The 26,799-nt window shown below is 47.4% G+C and carries 27 protein-coding genes; 1 reads left to right on the forward strand and 26 read right to left on the reverse strand.

Going from position 1 to position 26,799, the window contains the following annotated elements; translation table 11 throughout:
* Positions 1-129: 129 nt before the first annotated feature.
* From era to rpsU, 13 genes are all read right to left on the reverse strand, one after another.
* A complete protein-coding gene (era, locus tag MKY62_RS13455; protein ID WP_009327871.1) occupies positions 130-1,035 on the reverse strand; it encodes a GTPase Era in 906 nt (301 codons plus the stop codon).
* Positions 1,016-1,426, reverse strand: a complete 411-nt coding sequence (locus MKY62_RS13460; protein ID WP_003183631.1) for a cytidine deaminase — start codon at positions 1,424-1,426, stop codon at positions 1,016-1,018. Before MKY62_RS13460 ends, era begins: the two co-directional genes overlap by 20 nt.
* 131 nt (positions 1,427-1,557) lie before the next feature.
* Positions 1,558-1,938 carry a diacylglycerol kinase family protein gene (locus MKY62_RS13465; RefSeq protein WP_003183633.1) on the reverse strand — a complete coding sequence of 127 codons (381 nt, stop codon included), beginning with the start codon at positions 1,936-1,938 and terminating at the stop codon, positions 1,558-1,560.
* Positions 1,916-2,392 (reverse strand): rRNA maturation RNase YbeY, encoded by a 477-nt coding sequence (gene ybeY / locus MKY62_RS13470; protein WP_003183635.1) that lies wholly within the window; start codon positions 2,390-2,392, stop codon positions 1,916-1,918. Before ybeY ends, MKY62_RS13465 begins: the two co-directional genes overlap by 23 nt.
* Entirely contained in the window at positions 2,389-4,443 is a 2,055-nt protein-coding gene (locus MKY62_RS13475; RefSeq protein ID WP_237562993.1) for an HD family phosphohydrolase, read from the reverse strand. Before MKY62_RS13475 ends, ybeY begins: the two co-directional genes overlap by 4 nt.
* A 164-nt stretch (positions 4,444-4,607) precedes the next feature.
* Positions 4,608-5,567, reverse strand: coding sequence for a PhoH family protein (locus MKY62_RS13480; RefSeq protein WP_003183639.1), 960 nt, complete (start codon positions 5,565-5,567; stop codon positions 4,608-4,610).
* Positions 5,564-6,760 (reverse strand): sporulation protein YqfD, encoded by a 1,197-nt coding sequence (gene yqfD / locus MKY62_RS13485; RefSeq protein WP_003183642.1) that lies wholly within the window; start codon positions 6,758-6,760, stop codon positions 5,564-5,566. The genes MKY62_RS13480 and yqfD overlap by 4 nt, the downstream gene beginning before the upstream one ends.
* 17 nt (positions 6,761-6,777) lie before the next feature.
* Positions 6,778-7,059 (reverse strand): sporulation protein YqfC, encoded by a 282-nt coding sequence (gene yqfC, locus MKY62_RS13490; protein ID WP_003183644.1) that lies wholly within the window; start codon positions 7,057-7,059, stop codon positions 6,778-6,780.
* A 55-nt stretch (positions 7,060-7,114) separates the two neighbouring features.
* Positions 7,115-7,564 carry a hypothetical protein gene (locus MKY62_RS13495; protein ID WP_003183645.1) on the reverse strand — a complete coding sequence of 150 codons (450 nt, stop codon included), beginning with the start codon at positions 7,562-7,564 and terminating at the stop codon, positions 7,115-7,117.
* Between the two features lie 29 nt (positions 7,565-7,593).
* The gene (floA, locus tag MKY62_RS13500; RefSeq protein ID WP_003183647.1) at positions 7,594-8,586 is read right to left on the reverse strand and encodes a flotillin-like protein FloA; all 993 of its coding nucleotides are present in this window, start codon (positions 8,584-8,586) and stop codon (positions 7,594-7,596) included.
* A gap of 23 nt (positions 8,587-8,609) precedes the next feature.
* Entirely contained in the window at positions 8,610-9,929 is a 1,320-nt protein-coding gene (locus tag MKY62_RS13505) for a nodulation protein NfeD (protein WP_003183649.1), read from the reverse strand.
* Between the two features lie 144 nt (positions 9,930-10,073).
* On the reverse strand, positions 10,074-10,520 hold the full coding sequence (locus MKY62_RS13510) for a GatB/YqeY domain-containing protein (protein WP_003183651.1): 447 nt from the start codon (positions 10,518-10,520) through the stop codon (positions 10,074-10,076).
* Between the two features lie 14 nt (positions 10,521-10,534).
* Positions 10,535-10,708, reverse strand: a complete 174-nt coding sequence (gene rpsU / locus MKY62_RS13515; protein WP_003183654.1) for a 30S ribosomal protein S21 — start codon at positions 10,706-10,708, stop codon at positions 10,535-10,537.
* Between the two features lie 185 nt (positions 10,709-10,893).
* Between rpsU and MKY62_RS13520 the strand changes: the two genes are divergently transcribed.
* Positions 10,894-11,829: a Na/Pi symporter gene (locus MKY62_RS13520; RefSeq protein ID WP_003183656.1), complete on the forward strand. Its 936-nt coding sequence runs from the start codon at positions 10,894-10,896 to the stop codon at positions 11,827-11,829.
* 19 nt (positions 11,830-11,848) lie between these two features.
* On the opposite strand, the gene deoC is transcribed toward MKY62_RS13520, so the two are convergent.
* The 13 genes from deoC to gpr form a co-directional block, all read right to left on the reverse strand.
* On the reverse strand, positions 11,849-12,520 hold the full coding sequence (gene deoC / locus MKY62_RS13525; protein WP_011198130.1) for a deoxyribose-phosphate aldolase: 672 nt from the start codon (positions 12,518-12,520) through the stop codon (positions 11,849-11,851).
* A gap of 90 nt (positions 12,521-12,610) precedes the next feature.
* Positions 12,611-13,966: a tRNA (N(6)-L-threonylcarbamoyladenosine(37)-C(2))-methylthiotransferase MtaB gene (gene mtaB / locus MKY62_RS13530; RefSeq protein ID WP_016885482.1), complete on the reverse strand. Its 1,356-nt coding sequence runs from the start codon at positions 13,964-13,966 to the stop codon at positions 12,611-12,613.
* A gap of 2 nt (positions 13,967-13,968) precedes the next feature.
* Positions 13,969-14,736: a 16S rRNA (uracil(1498)-N(3))-methyltransferase gene (locus MKY62_RS13535; protein WP_003183662.1), complete on the reverse strand. Its 768-nt coding sequence runs from the start codon at positions 14,734-14,736 to the stop codon at positions 13,969-13,971.
* A gap of 23 nt (positions 14,737-14,759) precedes the next feature.
* Positions 14,760-15,695, reverse strand: a complete 936-nt coding sequence (gene prmA / locus MKY62_RS13540) for a 50S ribosomal protein L11 methyltransferase (protein ID WP_003183664.1) — start codon at positions 15,693-15,695, stop codon at positions 14,760-14,762.
* 23 nt (positions 15,696-15,718) lie between these two features.
* Positions 15,719-16,846: a molecular chaperone DnaJ gene (dnaJ, locus tag MKY62_RS13545; protein ID WP_003183667.1), complete on the reverse strand. Its 1,128-nt coding sequence runs from the start codon at positions 16,844-16,846 to the stop codon at positions 15,719-15,721.
* Positions 16,847-17,028: 182 nt separating this feature from the next.
* Positions 17,029-18,867, reverse strand: a complete 1,839-nt coding sequence (gene dnaK, locus MKY62_RS13550) for a molecular chaperone DnaK (protein WP_003183668.1) — start codon at positions 18,865-18,867, stop codon at positions 17,029-17,031.
* Between the two features lie 23 nt (positions 18,868-18,890).
* The gene (grpE, locus tag MKY62_RS13555; RefSeq protein WP_003183669.1) at positions 18,891-19,475 is read right to left on the reverse strand and encodes a nucleotide exchange factor GrpE; all 585 of its coding nucleotides are present in this window, start codon (positions 19,473-19,475) and stop codon (positions 18,891-18,893) included.
* A 78-nt stretch (positions 19,476-19,553) separates the two neighbouring features.
* Positions 19,554-20,585 (reverse strand): heat-inducible transcriptional repressor HrcA, encoded by a 1,032-nt coding sequence (hrcA, locus tag MKY62_RS13560; protein WP_016885483.1) that lies wholly within the window; start codon positions 20,583-20,585, stop codon positions 19,554-19,556.
* Between the two features lie 80 nt (positions 20,586-20,665).
* Complete coding sequence (gene hemW / locus MKY62_RS13565) at positions 20,666-21,805, reverse strand: radical SAM family heme chaperone HemW (RefSeq protein ID WP_003183672.1); 1,140 nt, start codon at positions 21,803-21,805, stop codon at positions 20,666-20,668.
* Positions 21,806-21,864: 59 nt separating this feature from the next.
* The gene (lepA, locus tag MKY62_RS13570; protein ID WP_003183674.1) at positions 21,865-23,703 is read right to left on the reverse strand and encodes a translation elongation factor 4; all 1,839 of its coding nucleotides are present in this window, start codon (positions 23,701-23,703) and stop codon (positions 21,865-21,867) included.
* A 145-nt stretch (positions 23,704-23,848) separates the two neighbouring features.
* Positions 23,849-24,172: a YqxA family protein gene (locus tag MKY62_RS13575; protein ID WP_003183676.1), complete on the reverse strand. Its 324-nt coding sequence runs from the start codon at positions 24,170-24,172 to the stop codon at positions 23,849-23,851.
* A gap of 15 nt (positions 24,173-24,187) precedes the next feature.
* Complete coding sequence (locus MKY62_RS13580; RefSeq protein WP_003183678.1) at positions 24,188-25,393, reverse strand: stage II sporulation protein P; 1,206 nt, start codon at positions 25,391-25,393, stop codon at positions 24,188-24,190.
* A 118-nt stretch (positions 25,394-25,511) separates the two neighbouring features.
* Positions 25,512-26,618 (reverse strand): GPR endopeptidase, encoded by a 1,107-nt coding sequence (gene gpr, locus MKY62_RS13585; RefSeq protein WP_009327867.1) that lies wholly within the window; start codon positions 26,616-26,618, stop codon positions 25,512-25,514.
* Positions 26,619-26,799 lie beyond the last annotated feature (181 nt).

The raw sequence follows: 26,799 nt of genomic DNA on the forward strand, positions 1-26,799 counted from the left end.
ATTTAAACATCCAAGTTCTTAAGATTATCTTGACCTTGTATCCTCCATTTCATGTTAAACAATTTTTTCTAATATATCTTTGATTTCGAGAGATATTGTCACGATTAAACCGCGGTCAAGTTCTGTCCGTTAATACTCGTCTTCTCTAAATCCAAAATCACGAAGCTGAGACATCTTGTTGCGCCAGTCTTTCTGCACTTTAACCCACAGCTCTAAAAACACCGATGACCCGAGCAGCGCCTCGATATCGGTTCTTGCCCGCTTGCCGATTTCTTTAAGCAGGCTGCCTCTTTTTCCGATGACGATCCCTTTTTGCGAATCTCGCTCGACGACGATGGTCGCGCTCACATACACAGAACCGTTTTCCCGTTCTTGAATGGACTCGATCGAGACCGCAATGCTGTGAGGGATCTCTTCCCTTGTCAGATGCAGCACTTTTTCCCGAATCAGCTCAGAAATGATAAATCGCTCCGGATGATCGGTCACCTGGTCACTCGGGTAAAACTGCGGACCTTCCGGCAAATAATCCTCAATTTGCTTTAAAAGCGTATCGATATTATTTCCCTCAAGGGCGGAGATCGGAACGATTTCCTGAAACGGATACCTGGTTCTGTACTCATCGATCAGCACAAGAAGCTCATCCGGATGAATCCGGTCAATTTTGTTGACGATCAAAAATACCGGCGTCTTGACTCCTTTTAATCGCTCAATGATAAATTCGTCGCCTTTTCCGTAGCCTTCCTCCGCATTGATCATGAACAAGATCAAGTCGACTTCCTTTAAAGTGTTGTGCGCCACCTTCATCATAAAATCGCCCAATTTATGCTTCGGTTTATGAATGCCGGGCGTATCGATAAAAATCGTCTGGGATGTATCGGTTGTCAGCACACCTTGCACTTTGTTTCTTGTTGTTTGCGGTTTGTCGCTCATGATGGCGATTTTTTGGCCGATTACGCGATTCAAAAAAGTAGATTTTCCTACGTTTGGTCGTCCGATAATCGAGACAAATCCTGATTTAAAGCTTTCCTGTGTCATGTAAGTCCTCCGATGAAAATGCTCCTGGCAGTAATTCTTGAACCGTCATTTCTTTGACTTGGCCATTCAGATTGGTTAAGATGACAGGCATGTTTGGCGAACAAAGTTCGGAAATCACCTGTCTGCAGGCGCCGCACGGCGACACCGGACCCGGCGTATCCGCAGCAACGGCAAGCATCTTAAAGGATTTTTCCCCTTCTGAATAAGCCTTGAACAGCGCTGTCCGCTCGGCGCAGTTGCACAGGCTGTATGCAGCATTTTCAATGTTGCAGCCTTTGTACACCTTGCCGTCTTCGGTTAAAAGTGCAGCGCCGACTTTGAATTTCGAATACGGAACATATGCAAATTCCCTTGCTTTTAAAGCTTCTGCAATCAATTCTTGTTTAGTCAATGTGTGTATTCCTTCCTATAGCAGTGATGGTACCGCTAACACTTTTATTTTACATAAAAATGGCTTCTTTTTCACGCCCAAATCGCAAATGTAAAATTTTTGTAAGAATAGCGCACGACGAAGGGCGGGCATCAAAACAATTTTGACAAAAAGATAAGTAACCCAATCATACACGAAACGGCTGCAAACACGCAAACCGCCCCGGCTGCCGCGTCCTTTGCAGCTTTTGCAAGCGGGTGGTTCTCTTTTGTGAAGAGGTCGACCGTATGCTCAACAGCCGTATTCATCAGCTCCAAGGCGAGCATTCCGCCGATCAGGATCAAGATGACGGTCCATTCGATCAGCGTCAGCCTGAAGAAAAAGCCGCAGGCGATCACGAGGATGGCGGCTCCGCAGTGAATTCTAAAATTGCGCTCTGATATGAACGTCTTGATAATTCCTGTAAAGGCGTTTGAAAAACTCATTTTCAGACGGCGCCATTCGTTTTGTTTATGAGGATCTTGAGAGCCCATATCGATTCAAAATTTCCTTTTGCTTAGTGAACATCTCTTTTTCTTCTTCCTCTGTCATATGGTCATAGCCGAGGAGGTGCAAAAAGCCGTGAACCGTCAGAAAACCCAGCTCCCTCATCAGTGAATGTCCGTATTCTTCGGCCTGTTCCCGGGCTTTATCGACGCTGATGATGATATCTCCGAGAACGGGCGGCATATCAGCGCCGATAATTTCAACCTCTCCTTCGCCGTCTTCTTCGAGGGCAAATGAAATGACGTCAGTCGGGTAATCTTTGCCTCTGTACTCTTTGTTGATTTTTTGTATCTCTTCATTGTTGACGATCGTAACCGAGACTTCGGCGCCGTCTGCGACGCCTTCCTCCGCCGCTGCGAATTGAAGAAGCTTTTCAATTTCAGCAAGCCGGTCTTCAGGGACGCGTCCGGTCTCGTCTGTGATATCTAGAATTAAACTCATGTATGTTTCACCTTCTGTTTAGGATTAGCTTCCGGATATTCTATCCGGGAATGAAAAATGCCTTTCAGCGTTTCGCAGAGCGTCTTCGCGATAGTATTGAGCTCTTTTAAAGTCAAATCGCATTCGTCAAACTGCCCGTCCTGCAGCTTATCCGCTATGATCCCGCGCACCAGCTTTTCAATCCTTTCGGGATTAGGGTTATGCATTGAGCGGACGGCCGCTTCGACGCTGTCGGCCACCGAGATGATCGCCGCCTCTTTTGTCTGGGGCTTCGGACCGGGATAGCGGAACTCTTCTTCAGTCGTCTTATCGCCTTTTTCTTTCGCCTTATAGTAAAAAAACTTGAGCAGCGATGTGCCGTGATGCTGTTCGGCTATGTCGACAAGCTCCTTCGGCATTTTATGATCCCTCAGCATATCGGCGCCGTCCGTCACATGGGCAATGATAATGTTTTTGCTCAGCTGCGGAGAAAGCTTGTCATGCGGGTTATCAATATTCATTTGGTTTTCTATAAAATATTGGGGCCGCTTTGTCTTGCCGATATCATGGTAATAGGCGCCGACCCTTGCCAGCAGCCCGTTTGCTCCGACCGCTTCGCATGCCGCCTCAGATAAGTTCGCGACCATAACGCTGTGATGGTATGTGCCCGGTGTTTCCGTCAGAATTTTGCGGAGCAGCGGATGATTCGGATTTGAAAGCTCGAGAAGCTTCATCGTGGACAGGATGCCAAATCCGCTTTCAAAAAACGGCATGAGTCCGAGAACAAGAACTGACGATCCGATGCCGGACACCGCCCCCATGACAAGATATGTACCCATCTCAAGCCCGGTTTGCGCCGTGTTTTGAATCAGCTGCAGGGTAAACAGAACAACGATGTTGATCAGAGAGACAAATAAACCGGCCTGGAGAATTTTCGCCCTCGCGTTATGCTTCCCTAAAAACAGTATACCCGCCATCGAGCTGATTAAGAAATACGTTCCGATTCCATAGTTGAACGTGCCTGTCACACCCTGGTTAAACATCATGCTTCCGCAAATGGAAAGAATCATGCTCGACAGGATCGCCAGCCTTTCATTGATCAGCAGTTTAATGAGCATCACGCCCATCGCAATCGGCACGAGATAGCCGATATGGCCGATTTCAAGCTGCTGAAACAGGCTGATCACTTCCATGACGATTAAAACGATCCCTGTGATCAACGAAAACAGCATGAGCGACTTGTTTTTCGGAATCCGGCTGCTGTATTGCTTTTCGAAATAGTAAACCAAAGCTGAGATGAAAAGCGCGATTAAAAGCAGCAGTCCGCCGACAGGTTTGAAGATGTTGGCTCCGCTCAAGAGCCCTGTCAATTCGAGCTTTCGATAGACTTCCCTGTCGATCAGCTGATTTTCCTCAACGAGTATCTGCCCCTGCTTGATCTGTACCTGCTGTACGCTGTCAGCCGCTTCTTGACGCTTCTGCTCCGTCTTGTCAGGATCGTATACGTAATTGGGAATGATCGCAAAGCGTCCGATTTCATCAGCGGCGTTTTTTAATTTTGAAGGTATCGAATTGCCCTTCAGTTCTTTCGTTACATGTTCTTTCGCTTCATCGAGCTTTCCTGCGCGGATTTCTTTGCTCATCACGTCATTGACGGCGGTGATGACCGAATCCTGCGTCATGGAAAGCTCTCCGTCGCTGGCCCTCAGCAGGTGTTTGACTGAATCCTGTGACAGCGAGTCCGTCACATCGGAAGTCAGCTTTTCTTCAACAGATTTGATCTGGTCTTTTTCAGATGGGGCCTGCTTGTCTTTTTTCTCTTTTTCTGCGCTTTCTTTTTTCACTTCTTTAATGATGTCGAAAATCGATGAGACAAGGTCGACCCTGTTGTCAGAGTACTCTTTTTTCAAAGTGTACTGGTCGGGAACTTCCTCTCTCGCTTCCTGCTTTTTATTAGCCGTTGCCTTTTGGTCTTCAACTGTCGCCGGCGCATAGATCGTATTCTCGCTGATCGAAAATAAATCGAGGTCGAGGGACTCCGGCCTCACATGGAAAAACAGCAGGATGAACATCAGCGCGGATAAAGCCGCATAAAGAATGACGGGAAGGAAGCCCCCGTTATTCAAGCGGATAAGCCGAAACTTTCCGCCTCTTTTTTTCTTTTTCAACAAAAGCACCTCTTTTCCCGCGGGAAACTAAAAAATGACCCGATAACGGGCGATCGGGCCATTCGGAGTTATTTTGACTTTTCGTATGCTTCAATAATACGGGCGACAAGCGGGTGTCTGACCACGTCCGTCTGATCCAGTTCAACAATTGAAATGCCCTCGATATCAAGGAGCATCTTTTTTGCAACGGCAAGCCCTGATGTGACGCCCTTTGGCAAATCGATTTGCGTAATGTCGCCTGTAATGACCATTTTAGATCCAAAACCCAATCTCGTCAAAAACATTTTCATTTGTGCCGGTGTCGTATTCTGCGCTTCATCCAAAATCACAAATGCGTCGTCAAGCGTCCGCCCCCTCATGTAAGCAAGCGGCGCGATTTCAATCGTTCCTCTTTCAAGCAGCCGTGCCGTATGGTCCGTTCCGAGCACATCATGGAGCGCATCGTACAGCGGCCTTAAATAAGGGTCGACTTTCTCCTTTAAATCCCCCGGTAAAAATCCGAGGCTTTCCCCTGCTTCAACAGCTGGTCTTGTCAAAATGATCTTTTTGATGCGTCCGTTTTTCAGTTCATGAACGGCCTTTACGACAGCCAAATAGGTTTTCCCCGTTCCTGCTGGGCCGATGCCGAAGATTAAGTCGTGCCTTTTCATGGCGGCGATGTATTCTCTTTGACCGATGGTTTTGACTCTGATCGGTTTTCCTTTGGCGTTTTTCGTAATTTCCTCTTCATACATGCTTTCAAAAAACTCAAGCTTCTGCTTTTTCGCCATCTTGATCGCATACAAGACATCGCGTTCGGATATCTCGATTCCTTTGCGGATCAGATTTAGGAGAGAGGCAAGCAGGCTGTCCGCGATTTCAAACGTTTCTTCATCTCCTGTCACATACACGGTTTCTCCGCGCGTGACAATTGAAATGTTCAGCTCTTCCTCCATCAACTTCAAATGGGAATCCTGGTTCCCAAACAGCGCTTGAGCCTCATTCGGACTTTCCAGTTGCTGATGAATCGCAAGTAAGTGTTCTGTCATTCTTTAGTCTCCTGAACAATTGGTGTTGTTTGAACAATGTTTTCAATAACCTGGTAAAGGATGATCAATTTAACTTTACCATTCTCGCTCGTTTCGTGCAAAACTTTTTCACTGATAATGTTCCCGTCTCTGCCGATTTTTTTCCTGATGTCTCTTTTTCCCATTTCGATTCCTTCAAGAACTGCTTCTTTTTTCGAGTACACCCTTTTGATTTGTTCGCTCTCCCTCATATGCTCCTTTTCATAAGCGACAGGAAGCTTAAAATTCATAAAATGCAGCGAGTGTTTTTCGGTCTCCGTCTTCGGGCGCGAGAAGTCTTCTTTTTTAAATGAAAAGCCCCAGATCGGCACGGAAAATGATCCGAGGGATAGCTTGTGACTTGTCCTTACTTTACCCGTAAAAACGTCAAATGATGTCTCAAGAGGAACCGTTACTGTTGACTTGTACCAGGTTTCACCATAGATTTTCCCTTTTGCTCCGACTTTTTGCTTTTCCTCTTCGCTTCCGATCAGCCCGGAAACGAGCATTTGCCCTTTTTCAACGTGCTGGTTCACCGTGACGAGCGGCTCGCCTTTTTCCACGAACATTTTCGAGATGGTCGCCCCTTTTTTGGCGACGATGTGCCTCGGACCGATATATTTTTCTTTGTCAGGTTCATTCTTTTCAACGACTTTCATGTGAAGGGCGGTGCCGTTTAACTCAATGCCCACCCAAGTGATGTTTTCGACCCGCTTTGTGAGCGCCTGCTGAATTTTTTCCGGGGTCAGCATTGAAAACTGAAAGCGGCCTTTTTTGACGCCGATTTGATCCAATTGCTGTCTGATTTGATGTTCTGTCTCTGGATTGGCTCCTGTAATATCAATTTTCCAAAGCATGTTGGACAATAGGAACATGATGATAAAAAATGCAGCAACTCCAAAAGTGAAGCCGCTATTCCGTTTAGACTTCTGCACGAGGAAAGGAAACCCTTTTCGTTTGATGAACCTGCACTTGCAGTCGAAGCCTCTGATGACCTTCCGGAAGGCATGTACATCAGAAAGCGGAATATAAAGAAAGACGGCGTCTTTCTTTTTCTTTACATTAAACATCGGGATGTTGCGCCTGGTGCATTCATTTAATAACCGTTCGATCCCTTTTCCCGTTATCTTAAGCTGGATCTTTCCTGAAAAAAAAGAAAGCCATTTATTCTTCACGCTTCTTTCCCCCCGACTTATGAATCGATATAGCGGACAAGCTCAATCGTGCCTTCAAGCAGAATTTCCTCAGGCAAAATCGTTTTGATGACAAAGTCTTTGCCTTGAATGATGCACTGCCCCTGTTTGAGCATCAGCCTTACTTCCGTATCGCTGAAAAGCAAAAGCCCTCTGTGGTTTTCAATATATATGTGAAGTCTTCCTATCATCGTAATTCTCGGAAGATCCATCATGACATCAGGGGGAATTTCCAGTGTTCTTGTCAGCCACGCTTTGATGCGGTTTTTTCTTTGCGCCATAAAAAAAGAACCCCCTTTCATCTCATATGTATGAGTGAGAAGGGGGTTCTAATACTTAAATTTTAGGCCGGCGCCTCATTGTGTAATGCGGCTTTCTCGACCGCGGAGGGCCGAATACTTCACTGAGGACAATGCCTTGAACTATTGTTTTTTTATTCATGTCGAGCAGCTCTTGCTTCCGGTTGATCACCCGGCTGCTCTGCTTTTTAATGGTCCGTTCAACGGCCGGCATGGAACGCTCGGCATCTTCTTTGATTCTGCGGAGCTCTGCTTCCATATCTGCGCTGTTTGCAGCTGCCGCTGCCGGCCGCTGGTTTTTATTTTTTGCAGGACGGTGCTGCGCCGTCTGTTTCGGCTTCGGCGTCTGCGTCCTCTGCTGTTCAGGCGCCGGTTTTCGCTTCGCTTCTTCATTTTCATCGTTTTTTCCGAGCTTGTTGAATATGAAGGAAATGGCTGCGATGATGGCCGCCATGATAATCGGATTGTCGAACAGGATATCAAGCAATGAGCTCCCTCCTTTTTACAGGGGCTTGTTTATTTATGATCCTCTTCATTTTGGTCTTTCGTCATCTTTCCGAAAGAATCGCGCATGTCAGTGTCGGCGTCGATGTTTTTCATATTGAGGTAGTCCATGACGCCGATTTTTCCGCTGCGGAGAGCTTCAGACATTGCAAGCGGCACTTCGGCTTCGGCTTCGACGACTTTGGCGCGCATTTCTTCGACGCGGGCGCGCATTTCCTGTTCTTGCGCAACCGCCATGGCGCGGCGCTCTTCCGCTTTCGCCTGGGCGATGTTTTTATCGGCTTCAGCCTGGTCGGTTTGCAGAATCGCTCCGATGTTTTTGCCGATGTCAACGTCAGCGATATCGATCGATAGAATTTCAAACGCTGTACCTGAATCCAACCCTTTGCTCAATACGGTTTGTGAAATCATATCTGGGTTTTCAAGCACTTTTTTATGATTATCGGAAGAACCGATTGTCGAAACGATCCCTTCGCCGACACGGGCAATGATCGTTTCTTCGCCCGCTCCCCCGACAAGGCGGTCGATGTTAGCGCGAACCGTGATTCTCGCTTTTGCTTTCACTTCGATACCATCCATTGCTACACCGGCAATAAACGGCGTTTCGATGACTTTCGGATTAACGCTCATTTGAACGGCTTCAAGCACGTCACGGCCCGCTAAATCGATGGCCGCACATCTGGCGAATGTAAGTTCAATGTTTGCACGTTGGGCAGCGATAAGCGCGTTGACGACCCGGTCAACATTACCCCCTGCAAGATAGTGGCTTTCCAGCTGATTGATGGCAACATCAAGTCCCGCTTTGTGCGCTTTGATGAGCGGGTTCACCACGCGGTTTGGAATGACGCGGCGGAGCCTCATTCCGATCAGTGTGAAAATGCTGATTTTAACACCAGCGGCCAAAGCCGAGATCCACAGCATGACCGGGACGAATGTAAAGAAGACAGCTAGTAGGATGATTCCGGCTGCGATAATAAGTAAAAGAAACAGTGTTGACGGATCCATTATATTCCTCCTAAAAATGTAATTTATAATTCTCTCACAACAATGCGTGAGCCTTCCACTTTAACCACTTTCACTTTCTTATCCTTTGCGGTGAACGAGCCTTCAGATACAACATCAAGCCGTTCATCGTCGATGATGACCGTTCCGGACGGTCTGAGCGGTGTATACGTGACGCCGATTTTGCCAATTAAATCGCGCCGGCTTTCATTTGACACGTATCCGCTTTCTGTGCTTGTCGAGTCGGTTAAGATCAATTTTTTAAAAAATTTCATACGCTTACCCAACACCCTTGTCAATAGAATGGATGCCGCTATCGAAACAGCAGTTGCAATCAAAATGGAGACGGCCATGACCTTAAAGCTTCCCGAAGCTAAAAAGAGGCTCGCAACAATTGCGATCAGGCCGGCAATCCCTGCTATTCCGCCCGGCAGAAAAATCTCTAAAATGATTAAAATAATGCCTGCTGCAAACAGAAGGATCGTTTCCATTCCGGCAAGCCCGGCGACGAGATGACCGTAGAAAAAGAGCAGCAATGCGGTGAGTCCCATAAAGCCGGGGATCCCAAAACCAGGAGAATAAAGCTCCACAATCAGCCCGAGGCTTCCGATTGAAAGAAGAATCGGAATCACGACCGGATGCGTGATAAACCTGGCCACCTTTTCGGCAAAGCTTACCTCGGCACGCTCGATTTTGGCATCCTTCAAATTCAGCTTTTTCAAAAGATCATCAAGGCTCGAAACTGTGCCTTCGGAATAGCCGACTTTCAGCGCTTTGTCAGGGCTTAATGTGAGCAGCTCGCCCTTTGGCGCCCCTACTTCTTTAGCATCGACGTCTGCATCGGCCATCGCGAGAGCGTATTTCGGATCACGTCCGTTTTTTTTGGCTGCGTCTTCCATTTCAGCCAGCCACAGCGATTCCGACTTTTTGTCAGCGGCATTTCCCTGCGTGTCAATGATCGCGGCAGCTCCCATTTTTCCGCCGGGCGCCATATAAATATCGTCTGCATTCAAGGCGAGGTAAGCGCCTGCGGACAGAGCCCTTCTATTCACATAAGCGGTCACCGGAATGTCGGAGTTATGTATCGTATCAGCCATGTCAAGGACTGCGTCGACCGCTCCGCCGGGGGTATTGATATCGAGTATGATATGTTTGGCATTCATATCTTCCGCTTCTTGAAATGAGCGCTCAAGAAATTTTGAAAGCCCTTTTTCAACGGTTTCTTCGATCGGAATGACATACACTGTATCTCCATCCGCTTTCACGGTCAAATGAACGCCTAGTAATAAGAATAAAACAAAACCGCAGGCCAGAGCAACAAAAATTCTAAATTTTTTCAGCAGCAATGATGGATGAGGCCTCCTTCCCCTATTATCATTAACATTACATACGTTATACATGTAGCAAAGGTTTCATCTTTCTACTACTTTTCTATTGTATGAACACGCACAAAAAAAGACGCCTTTAATTGCTTAAAAGGCGTCTTTTTCTCAAGACAGTTGTTTGCTGACAAGCTTATTGACGAGACCGCCGTCCGCCTTGCCTTTGACTTTCGGCATGACAGCGCTCATCACTTTGCCCATATCCGCTTTTGAAGAAGCCCCGACTTCGGCGATCGTCTCGTTGACGATGTCGAGCAGCTCTTCTTCCGTCAGCTGTTCAGGCATATAAGCTTCCAGAATGTCTAACTCTTTTTGAACTTTATCTACTAAATCTGAACGATTAGCGTTTGAAAATTCATGGAGGGAGTCTTTACGCTGTTTTAATTCACGAGAAAGAACAGTCAGTTCTTCATCATCGGTCAGCCTGTCTTTCTTAAGCTTGATTGCTTCGTTTTGAAGCGAAGCTTTGACCATGCGAATGACAGTCAGTTTGTCTTTCTCACGGTTTTTCATATAGAGCTTCATATCTTGATTCAGCCGCTCAAGAAGACTCATAAATCCACCCTCTTTTAGTATTTGCGCTTTCTTGCAGCTTCAGACTTTTTCTTGCGTCTTACGCTAGGTTTTTCATAAAATTCACGCTTTCTTGCTTCCTGCAAAGTACCTGTCTTTGATACACTGCGTTTGAAGCGACGAAGAGCATCTTCAAGCGATTCGTTTTTTCTAACGACCGTTTTTGACATTCTCTTTCCCTCCCTCCGAATACACCAATCGACTGCTTTAAAAAAAGACATACATATAAACATGTACTTTGACATTATAATATAAGCCTCCGGTAAGGTCAACCAAGGAGAATCGTTTTATTGTTCAGTCATGATTTCGGCAGCTTGTCTGTATATATTTATAAAGGAGGCTGTTCGAAAAACTGATGATGATCTTGATCTTGTTCGTATTATTGATCGTTCTTTTTCTCAAAGGCATGAGCATGCTGAGAAAAGGCCTGATTTCACTAACATTTGAAAAAATCGAAAAGCGGCTGCTGTTTTTCACGGATCATCCGGTGAAAGCTTTTTTGGTCAGTATTATATTTACGGGGATTTTGCAAAGCAGCTCGGCATTTATGGTGATCGTCATAGGGTTTGTCTCAGTAGGCGCTCTTTCATTTAAACGTTCGATTCCGCTCATTTTAGGGACAAACATCGGGTCCACTTTCACAACGGAATTTTTGGCGGTGAAGCTGGAATTTTTGATTTTTGCCCTTTTGGCCGCAGGTGCAGCTCTTTTCATTGCCGGAAAATCCCCTTTTCGGCAAGTCGGCGTAAGCATGATCGGCTTGGGGGTTATTTTTTTCTGTATCAGCGGTTTCAGCCGGCTTGCCGTGCCGTTGTCACAGCTAGACTCGGGCGCTTATATCGTGCAGCTTGCCGAAGATTCATCGCTTTACGCTTTGTTCATCGGCACCGTTTTGACCGCGATGATTCATTCCAGTTCGGCGTGTGTCGGCATCCTGATGAGCTTTATGGATCAAGGTGTCGTCGGATTGACCGAAGCGATGAGCGTTGTTCTTGGCTCCAACATCGGGACATGCATTACGGCCGTGATGGCATCCTTCAAAGGCGGAGCTGCAGCCAGGCAAACAGCTTATGCCCATGTTCTGTTTAATGTCATTGGTGTAGCAGCTGTATACCCTCTGCTCTCATCAATCACAGGCTTTATCTCCGGACTGTCCGAAAGCCCCGCCCAGCAGATTGCCCATTTCAGCCTGCTGTTCAACGTCGTCACGTCCCTATTGTTTTTGCCGCTCTCAAATCTGTTTCATTCGCTGATCATGTTTCTCATTCCAAACAAAAACCAGGCCCGATAAACGCCTGGTTTTTGTTTGATTAGTAGTCTTCATCCGCTGTTAACCCTTTGACAATCGACACGCCGGCGCTCGCTCCGATTCTCGTCGCTCCGGCTTCAATCATGGCAAGTGCGCTTTCCTTATCGCGGACGCCACCTGAAGCTTTAACGCCGATATCAGGTCCGACAGCTTCCCGCATCAGTTTTATATCCCGGACTGTCGCACCGCCGCCGGAAAAACCGGTCGATGTTTTGACAAAGTCGGCGCCTGCTTTTACGGCCAGTTCACAAGCCAGCCTTTTTTCTTCATCCGTCAAAAGCGACGTCTCTATGATGACTTTTACAAGAGCTTTGCCGTCGGCCGCGTCTGTCACCGCCCTGATGTCATGTTCCACTGTTCCCGTATCGCGGTCTTTTAGTGCACCGATGTTGATCACCATATCAACTTCACCGGCACCGTCTGCAATCGCCTGCCTGGTTTCAAAGGCTTTTGTTTCCGGAGACGCTGCACCTAAAGGAAAGCCGATAACTGTACATACTTTCACCTCTGACTCTTTAAGAAGCTCGGCGCAAAGCTTCACCCAGCAAGGGTTGACACAAACGGAGGCAAAACCGTAAACACGCGCTTCTTTGCAAAGCGCTTCGATTTCGGATTTGACGGTATCTGGCTTCAATGCAGTGTGATCGATCATTCGCGCAATTTGTTTTGTCATCATCCTGACTCCTTTTTAGGTGGTTGTTTGCTTAAGATATTCGCAAAAAAAGCCGGAACACCTTTTTTGTGAACCGGCTGAATTGATGATTTATGACGATAAGCGGATGTTTTCGCGGACGTCGTCTTCCGCGACGCGGACGAACTGTCCTTTGTTGTACGGATAGCCGGCTTTTAAGATCTTCACTTTAACAAGCTGGCCGATCAGGTCTTCTGAACCTTCGAAAACGACTTTCATATAGTTGTCCGTGTAGCCGACAAGCAGGTTGCCTTCGCCCGTTTCCGTGAACGGCTCTTCCGGAATGATCTCCAGAACGTCGCCTTCATAGTCTGATGCATATTCTTTCGCAAGCTGGTCTGAAAGAGCGATCAGTTTATGAACCCTTTCGTTTTTCACGTTTTCGTCAACCTGGCCGTCCATGCGTGCTGCAGGGGTTCCGGTCCGTTTGCTGTACGGGAAGACGTGGAGCTCGGAAAACTTGTGTTCTTTGATAAAGTTATACGTCTCCATGAATTCTTCTTCCGTTTCACCCGGGAAGCCGACAATCACATCAGAGGTGACTGCAAGCCCCGGAAGAGCTTTTTTGAGTTTTGTCAGCCGGTCGGCGAAAAACTCCATCGTATACTTTCTTCTCATCCGCTTTAAAACGCTGTTTGAGCCGGATTGAAGCGGGATGTGAAGGTGTCTGACGATCTTGTCTGAGCGGTCAAGCACTTCGATGACTTCGTCTGTAATTTGGCTCGCTTCGATTGAAGAGATACGGATTCTTTTCAGACCTTTCACACGGCTGTCCAATTCTTTCAACAGCTGCGCAAAGTTGTAGTCTTTCATATCTTCTCCATAACCGCCGGTATGGATACCGGTCAAAACGATTTCTTTATAGCCGGCATCAACGAGCTGCTGCGCCTGGCGAATGACTTCCTCAGGGTCGCGGGAACGAAGCAGGCCGCGCGCCCACGGAATGATGCAGAATGTGCAGAAATTGTTGCAGCCTTCTTGAATTTTCAAAGAAGCACGCGTTCTGTCGGTAAATGCAGGAACATCAAGCTCCTCAAACACTCTCGCTTTCATAATATTGCTGACGCCGTTAATCGGCTGTCTTTCTTCCTGGTACTGCTTAATATAGCCGAGCATTTTTTCGCGGTCTTGTGTACCGACGACGATATCAACGCCCGGGATCGCCATGATTTCCGCCGGGGAAGTCTGGGCGTAGCACCCTGTCACGCAAATGACGGCGTCAGGATTTTGGCGGATCGCCCGTCTGATCACCTGGCGGCTCTTTTTATCACCCGTATTTGTGACGGTGCATGTATTAATGACGTATACGTCCGCCGAACTTTCAAATTCTTTTCTTTCGTAGCCGGCTTCTTTAAAAAGCTGCCAGATTGCTTCTGTTTCATAATGGTTGACCTTGCAGCCAAGTGTATGAAATGCAACGGTTGCCATTGTTATTCACCTCTTAATAACTCTGTATGATAAGAAACTGCCGCCAACGCGTACAGCGGAGCTGTTTCCGCCCTTAAGATCCGCGGACCGAGCCCGCAGGCGAGGGCACCTTTTTCTTTTAGCGCCTCAATTTCCTCTTCTGTAAATCCGCCTTCAGGACCAAACACCATGAGTACGGATGATCCTTCAGAAAGGCTTTTGAGCACGGATTGAAACCGGCTCGTCTCGCCTTGCTTTGATGACTCTTCGTATGCAACGACACATTTATCGAAGTCCTCAAGGCTCTCAAGCAAACGTTGAAACGTGTGAACCGGCGCCACATCGGGAATCGCGTTTCTGTGGGACTGTTCTGCCGCTTCCTTGGCGATTTTCGCCCACCTTTCCCGTTTTTTCTTTGCCTTTTTTTCATCAAGTTTAACAACGGAGCGCGATGCCTGAAAAGGAATAAACGAGCTTGCACCGAGCTCTGTCCCTTTTTGAATGATCCATTCCAGCTTATCTCCTTTTGGAAGGCCGTTTGCAATATGGATCTGGACGGGCAGTTCGCGTGTTTCCCCCGTCCATTCGATAACGCTCAATAAAACCTCTTCTTTAGTGACGGACTCGATCCGGCATTTCGCTTCATGGCCGTCTTTTGCACAGCAAATGACCTCATCTCCGGGAGACATCCTCATCACAGTCGCAATGTGATGAACGTCTTCGCCTTTGATCGAGAATGCGGGTGCGGCTGTGACCTCTTGTTTTGATTGTTCGATAAAATATCGTTGCATACGCTTGTCACACCTACTAACGATTATTTTTTAGCGATGATGCTGACCCAGTCCTCCATTGAAAGAACCTCAACGATCGTAAAGCCTTCTTTCACCAGTGCATCTTTGACTTCCTGTTTTTTCTGCTGGATGATCCCCGAAGTGATGAAATAGCCGCCGTCTTTCAACAGGCTGTATGCTTGATCCGTAAAGCGCAAGATGACCTCGGCCAGGATATTGGCGACGATGATGTCTTTTTCGCCTTCGACGCCGTCAAGCAGATTATTTTGCTTAATCTCGATATGATCGCTGACTTTATTGAGCTTGGAGTTCAAGCGGGCGCTTTCAACGGCTACAGGATCGAGATCATATCCTTCAACCTGTTTGGCGCGAAGCATGGCTGAAGCAATGCTCAAAATGCCGGTTCCCGTTCCGACGTCCACGACCGAATCCCCTTCTTTCACATACCTTTCAAGCGCCTGTATGCAAAGGACGGTTGTCGGGTGGGTGCCTGTTCCGAACGCCATTCCCGGGTCCATCTCGATGATGAGTTCATCCGTATGAACCGGTGTGTACTCTTCCCAAGTCGGAACAATCGTAAACTTCTCGGAAATTTTCACGGGATGATAATATTTTTTCCATGCTGTCGCCCATTCTTCTTCGTTAACCTCGCTGATGGTGATTTTGTTGCGTCCAAGGTCAATATCATACAGCAGCAGATTATTGATCGTTTCTTTGATTCCTTCTACGGTCTCCCCCAAAAAGCTGTTGATCGGAAGATACGCTTTGATGATGACTCCTTCATCAGGATAATCATTGGGATCGAGCTGGTAGATTTCTCCGTATACATTCTCACGCTCTTTAATTAAATCAAGCGGATCTTCAATCACTACTCCACTCGCACCAGCTTCATGCAAAATATTCGAGATGGGCTCAACCGCTTCATGTGTCGTGTGAATGCAGATTTCGGACCATTTCATACTACCAACTCCTCATCCAATCATTAATCGCCTTTAAAGGCGCGCTTTACTTTATCGAAAAAACTCATTTCCTGTTCATCCGGCATATTTCCGCTCACTTCTGCAAATTCGCGGAGAATATTTTTCTGGTTTTCTGTTAAATTCGTCGGTGTCACGACGCGGACAACGATGTGCTGATCGCCTTGTCCGTACCCGCGCACGTTGGCAACGCCTTTTCCTTTTAAGCGGAACTTGGTGCCCGTCTGGGTGCCCGCCGGCACTTTTAATTTTACTTTTCCGTGAAGAGTAGGCACTTCGATTTCATCCCCAAGGGCAGCCTGTGCAAATGTCAGCGGCATTTCGCAGTAAATATCGTCTCCATCGCGCTCGAAAAATTCGTGCTCTTGGACGCGGAAAACGACGAATAAGTCACCTGACGGACCGCCGTTGATCCCCGGTTCGCCCTGTCCGGCTACTCGAAGCTGCTGGCCGTCGTCCACACCCGCCGGGATGGTGACATTGATTTTCTTGCGTTTTTTCACTTTTCCTGTGCCGCCGCAAGTTGAACATTTGTGCTTGATTTGCTTACCCGTTCCATTACAGTAATGACATACTCTTCTGTTGACAACTTTTCCGAACGGTGTTGACTGCTCCATGTTCAGCTGGCCTGATCCGCCGCAGTGTGAACATGTTTCCGGCTTTGTTCCCGGTTTTGCGCCGGAGCCGCTGCATGTTTCGCACGTTTCTTCACGCGGAATTTCGATCGTCGTCTCTTTTCCGAAGGCTGCCTCTTCAAATGACAGTGTCATCGTATACTGCAGATCGGCACCCTGCCTCGGGGCATTCGGGTCTCTCCGCCTTGCGCCGCCTCCGAAAATGCTTGAGAAAATATCGTCAAACCCAAAGCCGCCGAAGTCGCCTCCGCCGAAACCTCCGCCTCCGAATCCTTGATTTGGGTCGGTGTGGCCGAACTGGTCGTAATGGGCCCGTTTTTGGTCATCAGAAAGTGTTTCATAGGCTTCTTTGACTTCTTTGAATTTTTCAGCCGCTCCGGCTTCTTTGTTGATGTCCGGGTGATATTTTTTAGAAAGCTTGCGGTAAGCTTTTTTAATCTCATCTTTAGAAGCGCTCTTACCTACCCCAAGCACCTCATAGTAATCACGCTTACTCATCTCTTCACACTCCCGATTTTCTCACATAAATTAGATTGTATCATTTCAAATTATGTTTTTTCAATTCCTTTTGTCCTTTAGGAAGAAAAAAGTCAAAGTCAAGAGATCCTGACTTTGACTTTCATCGCCTGTAAGGTCATGTGCTGTGCAAACCGGGGTAAGCACAGCACATTTTATTTCGATTATTTTTGATCTTTGTCGTCGTTTACTTCTTCATATTCAGCGTCCACGACATTATCATCGGCTTTTTTAGCGCCAGCTCCGCCGTCTTGCTGAGCCTGAGCCTGTTTTGCGGCTTCTTCGTAAAGCTTCATTGAAAGCTCTTGAACGATCGCTTGCAGCTCATCTTTTTTCGCCTTGATTTCATCAAGGTCATTTTTCTCGATCGCAGCTTTTAGCGCGTCTTTTGCTTCATTCGCTTTTTTCACCTGTGCTTCATCGGCTTTGCCTTCAAGATCTTTCAGCGTTTTTTCAGTTGTGAAGACAAGCTGGTCCGCTTCGTTGCGAAGCTCGATTTCTTCTTTTTTCTTCGCATCTGCTTCGGCGTTTTCTTCAGCCTCTTTCACCATACGCTCGATCTCGTCGTCAGAAAGGCCTGAAGAAGATTTGATCGTGATGTTTTGCTCTTTGCCAGTGCCCAGATCTTTCGCGCTGACGTTGACGATACCGTTTTTATCAATGTCAAATGACACTTCGATTTGCGGTACGCCGCGAGGAGCCGGCGGGATATCTGTAAGCTGGAAGCGTCCGAGCGTTTTGTTGTCGGCAGCCATTGGGCGCTCACCTTGGAGCACGTGGATGTCAACCGCTGTTTGGTTGTCGGCCGCTGTTGAGAACACTTGGGACTTGCTTGTCGGGATTGTCGTGTTGCGCTCAATCAGCTTCGTGAACACGCCGCCCATCGTTTCGATACCAAGTGACAGCGGAGTTACGTCCAGAAGGACAACATCTTTGACATCGCCTGTGATGACGCCGCCTTGAATTGCTGCACCAAGGGCTACGACTTCGTCAGGGTTGACGCCTTTATGCGCTTCTTTTCCAGTTTCTTTTTTGATCGCTTCCTGAACGGCAGGAATACGTGTTGATCCGCCGACAAGGATGACTTTGTCGATTTCGCTTGCAGAAAGTCCCGCATCTTGAAGAGCCTGGCGTACAGGACCCATTGTGCGCTCTACCAAGTGTGAAGACAGCTCTTCAAACTTCGCGCGGGTCAGTGTCAATTCAAGGTGCAGCGGACCTGCTTCACCCGCTGTGATAAACGGCAGGGAAATTTGCGTAGAAGATACGCCGGAAAGGTCTTTTTTCGCTTTCTCAGCAGCATCTTTTAAGCGCTGAAGCGCCATTTTGTCTTTAGAAAGGTCGATGCCGTTTTCTTTTTTGAATTCTGAGACGAGATGATCGATGATCACTTGGTCAAAGTCGTCTCCTCCAAGGCGGTTGTCACCCGCTGTAGAGCGAACTTCGAATACGCCGTCTCCCAATTCAAGGATGGAAACGTCGAATGTACCGCCGCCAAGGTCGTAGACGAGGATCGTCTGATCTTCTTCCGTTTTATCCAGACCGTAGGCAAGCGCAGCTGCAGTCGGCTCGTTGATGATCCGCTCAACTTCAAGTCCGGCGATTTTACCGGCATCTTTAGTCGCTTGACGCTCTGCATCGTTGAAGTATGCAGGAACTGTGATCACGGCTTTAGACACGGTTTCGCCCAAATAGCTTTCAGCATATGATTTCAAATGCTGAAGGATGATGGCAGACACTTCTTGCGGCGTGTACTTTTTGCCTTCAATTTCAACTGTATAGTCAGTGCCCATGTGGCGCTTGATCGACATGATCGTGTTCGGGTTCGTGATGGACTGGCGTTTCGCCACTTCACCCACCTGGCGTTCTCCGTTTTTAAATGCGACAACTGAAGGAGTCGTGCGGGCTCCTTCTGGATTTGGGATGACTTTCGGCTCTCCGCCTTCAAGCACTGCAACGCATGAGTTCGTTGTTCCCAAGTCGATTCCGATTACTTTGCTCATGATTTTTACCTCCTGCTATGTAGTTATTGATTGACTTTTACCATAGAAGGACGGATCACCCGGTCCTTAAGTTTATAGCCTTTTTGCAGTTCCTCAACGACTGCGTTTGATTCGTACGCTTCATCCTCAACCTGCATAACAGCTTGGTGCATGTTCGGGTCAAATTGCTCTCCGACTGATGGAATCTGTTCAACTCCTTCATTTTTAAGAGCCTCCAAAATTTGACGGTGCACCATTTCCATTCCTTGAAGCAGGCTTTTCGTCTGCTCATTGTCAGGATCGATCTGAAGTGCGCGCTCAAAGTTGTCAAGCGCCGGCAGCAAATCGCTGATGATGCGCTGGGAGCGGTACTTTTCAGCAGCCTCGAGATCAAGGCGTGCGCGTCTTTTGTAGTTTTCAAAGTCCGCCTGAACACGTAAAAGTTTATTTTCTTTTTCTTCAAGACGTTCTTGAAGTTCTTTTAGTTGTTTTTCAAGCATTTCTGTTTGAGTTTCTTCTGCCGGGGCATCAGCTTCAGCAGCCGTTTGTTCAGCTTCGGCTGTCTCCGCTTCTGTCTCGTTCAGTTCCTCTTGTTCGTTTAGCTCTTCGTTTTGTTTTTCTTCTGCCATCTGTGTTCACCTCCCTTAAAGGATGAGTTTCATGATAAAGAAGGGATTCCTCCCTTCTGTTTGTTTTCAGGTACTGCCTTACCCATCATACAAACTTGTCAGCGCTTTTGACAAGTCAGATGATACGTGCTGAAGCAAGCCGACGACGCGGGAGTAGTCCATGCGCGTCGGTCCGATGACCGCAATGGAGCCGATCTGTTTTGAGCCGACCGTGTATGTTGCGGTAATCAGGCTGCAGTTTTCCATCTCTTCATAGTCGTTTTCTTTGCCGATTTTGATGGTAATTCCGGACTCAGTCGACTGAAAGAGCCGGAGAATCTCCTGTTCTTTCTCAATGAGCGACAATAGCGATTTCACTCTGTCAATATCGTGAAATTCGGGCTGGTTCAGCATGTTAATCTTGCCGCCGAAAAACAGCCGGTCGGTTTGAACAGATGAATCCAGCGTTGCGCCGAGCGCGTGCAAAATCGTATCGTAATTTTGAATGTGCGACTTCAAGAAGATGACAACCTCTTTGAAAACCCTGTCTTTCAGTTCTGAGATCGGCACGCCTCTAAGGCGTTCATTTAATATATTCACCAGCTTCTCGAGATCGGAAAGATCGACCTCCGCCGGGAAATTAATCGTTTTATTCTCCACATGGCCGGTATTCGTTACTAGAATGGCAACGGCCTTCTTGGGCTGAATCGGTACAATCTGGATCTGTTTGAGATGGTTTTCACTCAGTCTCGGACCGAGGACAATCGATGTATAATTTGTCAGGTCGGACAGCACTTGGGCCGACTTCTGCACGGCTTTTTCGAGTTCAAAGATTTTTTCTTTGAAAATCGAATGAATAATGTTTAAGTCCGTTTTTGACAGCTTTCCAGGTGAAAGCAGATGATCGACATAATAGCGATAGCCCTTTTCAGAAGGAATCCGGCCTGAAGACGAGTGGGTTTTTTCGATAAAACCGAGCTCTTCCAAGTCAGCCATTTCGTTTCTGATCGTTGCCGAGCTGAATGTGATATCTTCCTTTTTGGAAAGCGTTCTTGATCCTACCGGCTGAGCTGAACGAATGAAATCGTTGACGATAACCTGCAAGATTAACAGCTGACGATTTGTTAACATCCATATCACCCCTGTTAGCACTCGGCACAACTGAGTGCTAATTGTATATCAAAATTACCAAACCGAAATCAAAATGTCAATTATAACTCACCCAGGAATGCCTGAAATACTTCATTTCCCAACAGTTTTCCATTATGTGTTAGAAACACGTTTTTGTTCGTGTTCACAATCAACCCTGTTTCTTCCAGCGAATGGAGCACCTTCGGAAAGAGATCGTCAACAGATCTTCCATATTTTTCGAAAAAGCGCTCTTTGTTTACTCCCTCAGTTTTTCGAAGACCGAGAAACATTTCTTCTTCAATCTGTTCATTTTTTGTGACCATGTGCTTTTCCTTATAAGGAAAGCCGGATTGTTCAATCAGGTCGATATAATGTTTGACAGGGCCCGCATTTACCGTTCTTTCACCATTGATATAACCGTGTGCGCCCGCGCCAAAACCGAAATAATCCTCATTGTTCCAATATGTGAGATTATGTTTGCTCTCATATCCTTTTTTGGCGTAGTTGCTGATTTCGTATTGGCCGATGCCCGCTTCTTCCATTTTCCGCATAACGAGTTCGTACATTTCAGCTTCCTGATCCTGCGGCGGCAGGTGAAGCCGGCCTTTTTTCATCAAGTTGTAGAAAACGGTTTTCGGTTCGACGATCAGCGAATAAACCGAATAGTGTTCAGCACCGAGGGCAAGCGCCGTATCGAGCGATGAAGCGAGGTGGCCGATGGTTTGTCCGGGCAGACCGAACATCAGATCAAGGCTGATATTATCAAACCCCGCCTTTCTCGCTCTTTCAAACGAAACGAGTACGTCTTTTTGCTCGTGAACCCTGCCGATTTTTTTCAGCAGCTCGTCTTCAAACGTCTGCACGCCAAAGCTCAGCCTGTCTACACCGGCAGCTTTTAAAACATCCAGCTTTTCAGCTGATAAATCGTCGGGATTGGCTTCCACTGCAAATTCAGCAAGGCTTTCGGACGGTTTCAAAACGCGATGAATGGAATCCAGGAGCCGTTCGAGCTGAGCTGCCGACAGCGATGTCGGCGTTCCTCCCCCGATAAAGATCGTTTTCAGCTCCGGATGTCCGGTTGCCTCCATTGAATTGGCCATTTCCTTCTCTAAGGAACGCAAATATTCATCAACGGGCTGAGATTGAATAAAAAACTTGTTGAAGTCGCAATAATGGCAAATGTGCTCGCAAAACGGAATATGGATATATGCTGCTTTCATTGTTTTCACCTTCTTTTACAGGAAGAAGCCGCAGTGTGTTACGCTGCGGCGGCTCATGATTATGATTTCGGGCCGCTGTCGTCCATTTTCAGGACTGCCATAAAGGCTTCCTGCGGAACTTCGACAGAGCCGACCTGTTTCATTCTTCGCTTTCCTTCCTTTTGCTTTTCAAGCAGTTTGCGCTTTCTGGAAATATCCCCGCCGTAGCACTTCGCCAAAACGTTTTTGCGCATTGCTTTGATGGTTGAACGGGCGACAATTTTTGTACCGATGGCTGCCTGGACAGGCACTTCAAACTGCTGGCGCGGAATGAGCTCTTTCAGCTTTTCGACGATAACTTTTCCTCGTTCATAAGCATAATCGCGGTGAACGATAAAGGAAAGGGCATCGATTTTTTCGCCGTTCAGCATAATATCCATTTTCACGAGCTTGGACGGTTTATATCCGATGAGTTCGTAATCAAATGACGCATAGCCTTTCGTATTTGATTTAAGCTGATCGAAAAACTCGTAGACGATTTCCGCAAGCGGAATTTCGTAGACAATGCTGACGCGGTTCGCATCAAGGTACTGCATATCAATAAACTGGCCGCGCTTGCCCTGGCACAGTTCCATGACCGCTCCGACAAAGTCGTTCGGCACCATCATCGTCGCTTTGACGAACGGTTCTTCCACCCGGTCGATCTTCTGCGGATCAGGCATGTTTGACGGGTTATCGACGACGATTTTTTCACCGTCTGTCATGTACACGTCGTAGATTACGCTCGGAGCCGTCGTAATCAAATCGATGTTGAATTCGCGTTCAATCCGCTCCTGGATGATTTCCATGTGGAGCATCCCTAAGAAACCGCAGCGGAAGCCGAATCCGAGAGCTTGGGACGTTTCCGCTTCGTACTGCAGGGCTGAATCGTTCAGCTCAAGTTTTTCAAGCGCTTCCCGCAAGTCGTTGTATTTCGCTGTATCAATCGGATACAGGCCGCAATAAACCATCGGATTCAGCTTTCTGTAGCCTGGCAGGGCTTCGGGTGCAGGGTTTTCCGCGCTCGTAATCGTATCCCCTACACGAGTGTCTCCGACGTTTTTGATTGCGGCCGTCAGGAATCCGACGTCGCCGACAGTCAGTTCGTCAGCCGGAACGGCCTTCGGTGTGAAAACGCCGACTTCAGTGACTTCAAATTCCTTTCCGGTCGCCATCATCTTGATTTTTTGACCGGCTTTTACGGTACCTTGCACGACTCTGATATAGGCGACGACCCCGCGGTAAGCATCATACAGGGAGTCAAAGATCAGCGCCTGAAGCGGCGCTTCCGGATCTCCGCTTGGTGCGGGAACCTTTTCAACGATCTGCTCCAATATTTCCTCAATTCCGATGCCTGCTTTTGCTGAAGCAAGGACGGCTTCTGAAGCGTCAAGACCGATAACATCCTCGACTTCCTGGCGGACGCGTTCGGGTTCTGCGCTCGGAAGGTCGATTTTATTAATGACCGGCAGGATTTCAAGGTCGTTGTCAAGCGCAAGGTAAACGTTTGCCAGCGTTTGCGCCTCGATTCCCTGGGCGGCGTCTACGACGAGAATCGCGCCTTCGCATGCGGCAAGGCTTCTCGAAACCTCATACGTAAAATCGACGTGTCCCGGGGTATCGATCAGATGAAAAATATATTCCTCTCCGTCCTTCGCCTGATATTTCAGCTGTACGGAGTTCAGTTTAATGGTGATTCCTCTTTCACGTTCCAAATCCATTGAGTCGAGGAGCTGTTCTTTCATTTCCCTTTGAGTGATTGCCGCCGTTTTTTCCAAGATTCGATCCGCAAGCGTTGACTTGCCGTGGTCGATATGGGCGATAATAGAGAAATTTCGGATTCTCGACTGCCTTTGTAATCGTTTTTCTTTATCTGTCACACTAATCACTCCTACTATGAAACGCAATATGCGCTAGCTTAGATTATATCAATAGGGTTGTGAAGATTCAATGCTAAGTCACATATGCTTTCTAAACCCGAAAAAGAAAAAACGAGTCCTGCATCCGGCTCGTTTTTTCTTTTACCTATTCCGTTTTTTCCTTTATCCAGTCATACAATGAACGGGCTGTGTTTGTGACCGAATCGGCCAGGGCTCGGCCGGCCGAGGAAAAGAGGTTGAAAGCTTCCAGCTGTTCCAGCTCTTTTTGTTTTTCCTCCAAATCGATTTGATGGCCGAGGACTGACGCCTCTTTCGCATCCCCTTCAGATATGCTGAGCGCTGCTTTTAAATCAGGGTCCTCGTACCCTTTCATTTCAATCATTCCGTTGTTCGCCTGCTGCATGCCGAGAAGAACGCCGAAAAACATGACAGCGCAAGCCAATATGCATTTTCCCATAAAAGAAGCCACTTCGATCACCTGCCTCTATTGTTTTTTCTTATCGTCTTCACCGGAGTCTGCATCAACTTTTTCAGCATTCCAGTACATCTCGCTGAATACATCCGCCATCGCTTCTGCAGCCCGCTCCAGCTCTTCGCGGTTATTATCTACGCCGCCAAATTCGATTAAGACGGATCTTTCGTTTAAATCCTGATTATATATGCCATTATCCCCGGCAGCTCCCTTAGATATAACTCCGCGGCTCAAACCGGGATATTTTTTTTCCATCCGTTCATGCAGCTCTTTTGCCAGCTTTAAGTTCGATTCGAAATTAGAGCTCTTCTTGCCGAGCACAAACGCAACGCGTGCATAGCTTTTTCCTTTGACAGTCGCGGTTGTCGCTTTCTTCCGTTGCGAATCCCTGTGAATATCGATAAAATACTGCAAGTCTTTGTTCTGGGCCATCGCCTCTTTGACGACCGGCCTTGATTCATCATAGGAACGGGCATAGGCCCAGCCTTTTTTCCGCAAATTCGCCTGAAAATCGGTTTTATCCACCATCGCCCCGACGCCCTGCGATTTCATCGCATTTGCGAGCATATCGCTGACAAGCGTAACATTTGCTTTCGAATGAATCGCCCGATCAGGATCTGCCTCACCTTTTAAAAAGGGAAGATACGATTCCGTATTGTGCGTATTGTAGATAAATACGACTTTGCGGCCGCCCGTCGATTGTTCAGGAGGTTTTTCCCCGTCTGTTTTCTTTTTCTGTTTCCCTTCAAGCTCTGCAAGATTCGCTTCTCTCTCCTCTTTTAAGACCTCAGTCGGCGGCGGAGATTCTGACGGCATATTCGTATAATCCGTCCCTTGCCCGGCAATGAGGATTTCCGAGTCAAAATGAGAGAATCCCGGAAGCTCCCGTCCGAGAAAACTTCGCGGATCTTTCAAATTAATGCTGGTCGCCAGCTTCAGGACGAGGGGGGAAAGCTCAAAGCGCTTATTCGGTTCCGGCAATTCTGATGCAAAGTAGTGGTTTTCCATTCCCAAAATGAGCCCAAAGGTCTCGCCCTTCAGTTCATCAGCCACCCGGTACAACGATGAAGACGGCCTTAACTCAGGACGCAGCGATGTGAGCACGCCTGATAAAATAAAAACGAGCAGCAGGCTGACGATAAATAAGAATACTGTCTTAACCGCGCTTCTTCCATTTACAGCCAGCACAAACTGACGATTCCTGCCTCTTTTTCTCATTGTAAATCCCTCCAGAGCTTGTCTAGTAAATAGACTATGTACAAGATAGAGGAAGTAGAACAAGTTCCGGCAATGCTAAATGTCATGAAAAAAAGCGGCCGGGCCAGCCGCCTTGATCTTAGTGGTTATACATTCCTTTATTGTCTTGCGATACATTTTCATGGAGCGCTGTGTTCAGACCGTTTGCAATCACATTTGCCATATCATCGATAAATGTATCGACCTCTTTAGGGGTCACCATTAAGTTATGGCCGAGCGGAGCGAGGACTTCATGGATCAGCTGCCTTTTTTCATCCTCTGCGAGGCCTCCGACTATACCGAGAAACGATTTGCGGTGCTCTTCATCGGGAAGGTCTTCTTCGGTGAGGACCTTTCTTTTCCCAAAGCTCATCCCCGCGGGAACGAGCGACCTGGACGGACTGTCGTCTCTCATCTCTCTTCCAAAATGCTTCAGCATGTAATCAATCGTGTCGCTCGTGATCGTGACGGCATCGACCACTGTCGGAACACCGATGGCGATGACCGGAATGCCGAGCGTATCCTTGCTTAACTCTTTTCTTTTATTCCCCACACCAGACCCGGGGTGTATCCCGCTGTCTGAAATTTGAATGGTAGAATTCACACGCTCGATCCCTCTTGATGCCAGCGCATCAATGGCAATGACAAAATCGGGCTTTGAGCGATCGATCACCCCTTGGATAATGTCGCTCGTTTCAATTCCGGTCAAGCCCATGACTCCCGGGGAAAGCGCACTCACCGGACGGTAGCCTTCCTCTACATTTTCGGGCTGCAGCTGAAACAGGTGCCTCGTCACGAGAAGGTTCTCCGTCACTAGGGGGCCGAGCGAGTCGGGCGTGACATTCCAGTTGCCGAGCCCGACTATTAAGCAGCTGGCATCCCGCGGAATGCCCAAATAATCGAGAAACGAGGAAAATTCCTTTGCGAAGACATCGACGACTTTTTCCTGCAATACGGAATCCTGCTGTCTGATCCCTTGTGTTTCAAAGGTTAAATAGCGGCCGGCTTTTTTCCCCGACAGCTTCGCTCCTTCTTCATCAATATCCATCGTCTGAATTTTGATCCCGTCTTTTTCGTATTCTTTGACTGTAAACCCTTTCAGCTCTTTCTTTGGAGAAGCTTCCTTTTCCTCTGCCAGATCCCTCGCTTCCACGGCTAAGTCTGTCCGGACTGCATATTGACTTAAATCGAGCTTCTTTTTCTCCATATTTGCATTCCCTCCAAAAACATAACTGGTGTTAGTGTGCCCACAAGGTCTGCAAACATTCCCGCGAAGCGGAGCTTTCAAATAAAAATACTTTACATTTATATTGCAATCTAAGGGTGTGTTTGATAGAATACAATTTGTTCTATTGTTGAGATCTAACCTATAGAAAAGGAACAGAGGT

This window comes from Bacillus sp. FSL R7-0646 (genome assembly GCF_037969865.1).
Lineage (GTDB): Bacteria > Bacillota > Bacilli > Bacillales > Bacillaceae > Bacillus > Bacillus licheniformis.

Excerpts from the sequence above, each read along its gene's own strand:
- era (WP_009327871.1), bottom strand. The coding sequence starts at position 1,035 with ATGACACAGGAAAGCTTTAAATCAGGATTTGTCTCGATTATCGGACGA.
- MKY62_RS13465 (WP_003183633.1), bottom strand. The coding sequence starts at position 1,938 with ATGGGCTCTCAAGATCCTCATAAACAAAACGAATGGCGCCGTCTGAAA.
- ybeY (WP_003183635.1), bottom strand. The coding sequence starts at position 2,392 with ATGAGTTTAATTCTAGATATCACAGACGAGACCGGACGCGTCCCTGAA.
- MKY62_RS13475 (WP_237562993.1), bottom strand. The coding sequence starts at position 4,443 with ATGTTCATCCTGCTGTTTTTCCATGTGAGGCCGGAGTCCCTCGACCTC.
- MKY62_RS13480 (WP_003183639.1), bottom strand. The coding sequence starts at position 5,567 with ATGACAGAACACTTACTTGCGATTCATCAGCAACTGGAAAGTCCGAAT.
- yqfC (WP_003183644.1), bottom strand. The coding sequence starts at position 7,059 with ATGGCGCAAAGAAAAAACCGCATCAAAGCGTGGCTGACAAGAACACTG.
- floA (WP_003183647.1), bottom strand. The coding sequence starts at position 8,586 with ATGGATCCGTCAACACTGTTTCTTTTACTTATTATCGCAGCCGGAATC.
- MKY62_RS13510 (WP_003183651.1), bottom strand. The coding sequence starts at position 10,520 with ATGAGTCTTCTTGAGCGGCTGAATCAAGATATGAAGCTCTATATGAAA.
- rpsU (WP_003183654.1), bottom strand. The coding sequence starts at position 10,708 with ATGTCAAAAACGGTCGTTAGAAAAAACGAATCGCTTGAAGATGCTCTT.
- MKY62_RS13520 (WP_003183656.1), top strand. The coding sequence starts at position 10,894 with ATGATGATCTTGATCTTGTTCGTATTATTGATCGTTCTTTTTCTCAAA.
- deoC (WP_011198130.1), bottom strand. The coding sequence starts at position 12,520 with ATGACAAAACAAATTGCGCGAATGATCGATCACACTGCATTGAAGCCA.
- mtaB (WP_016885482.1), bottom strand. The coding sequence starts at position 13,966 with ATGGCAACCGTTGCATTTCATACACTTGGCTGCAAGGTCAACCATTAT.
- MKY62_RS13535 (WP_003183662.1), bottom strand. The coding sequence starts at position 14,736 with ATGCAACGATATTTTATCGAACAATCAAAACAAGAGGTCACAGCCGCA.
- prmA (WP_003183664.1), bottom strand. The coding sequence starts at position 15,695 with ATGAAATGGTCCGAAATCTGCATTCACACGACACATGAAGCGGTTGAG.
- dnaJ (WP_003183667.1), bottom strand. The coding sequence starts at position 16,846 with ATGAGTAAGCGTGATTACTATGAGGTGCTTGGGGTAGGTAAGAGCGCT.
- dnaK (WP_003183668.1), bottom strand. The coding sequence starts at position 18,867 with ATGAGCAAAGTAATCGGAATCGACTTGGGAACAACGAACTCATGCGTT.
- grpE (WP_003183669.1), bottom strand. The coding sequence starts at position 19,475 with ATGGCAGAAGAAAAACAAAACGAAGAGCTAAACGAACAAGAGGAACTG.
- hrcA (WP_016885483.1), bottom strand. The coding sequence starts at position 20,585 with ATGTTAACAAATCGTCAGCTGTTAATCTTGCAGGTTATCGTCAACGAT.
- hemW (WP_003183672.1), bottom strand. The coding sequence starts at position 21,805 with ATGAAAGCAGCATATATCCATATTCCGTTTTGCGAGCACATTTGCCAT.
- MKY62_RS13580 (WP_003183678.1), bottom strand. The coding sequence starts at position 25,393 with ATGAGAAAAAGAGGCAGGAATCGTCAGTTTGTGCTGGCTGTAAATGGA.
- gpr (WP_009327867.1), bottom strand. The coding sequence starts at position 26,618 with ATGGAGAAAAAGAAGCTCGATTTAAGTCAATATGCAGTCCGGACAGAC.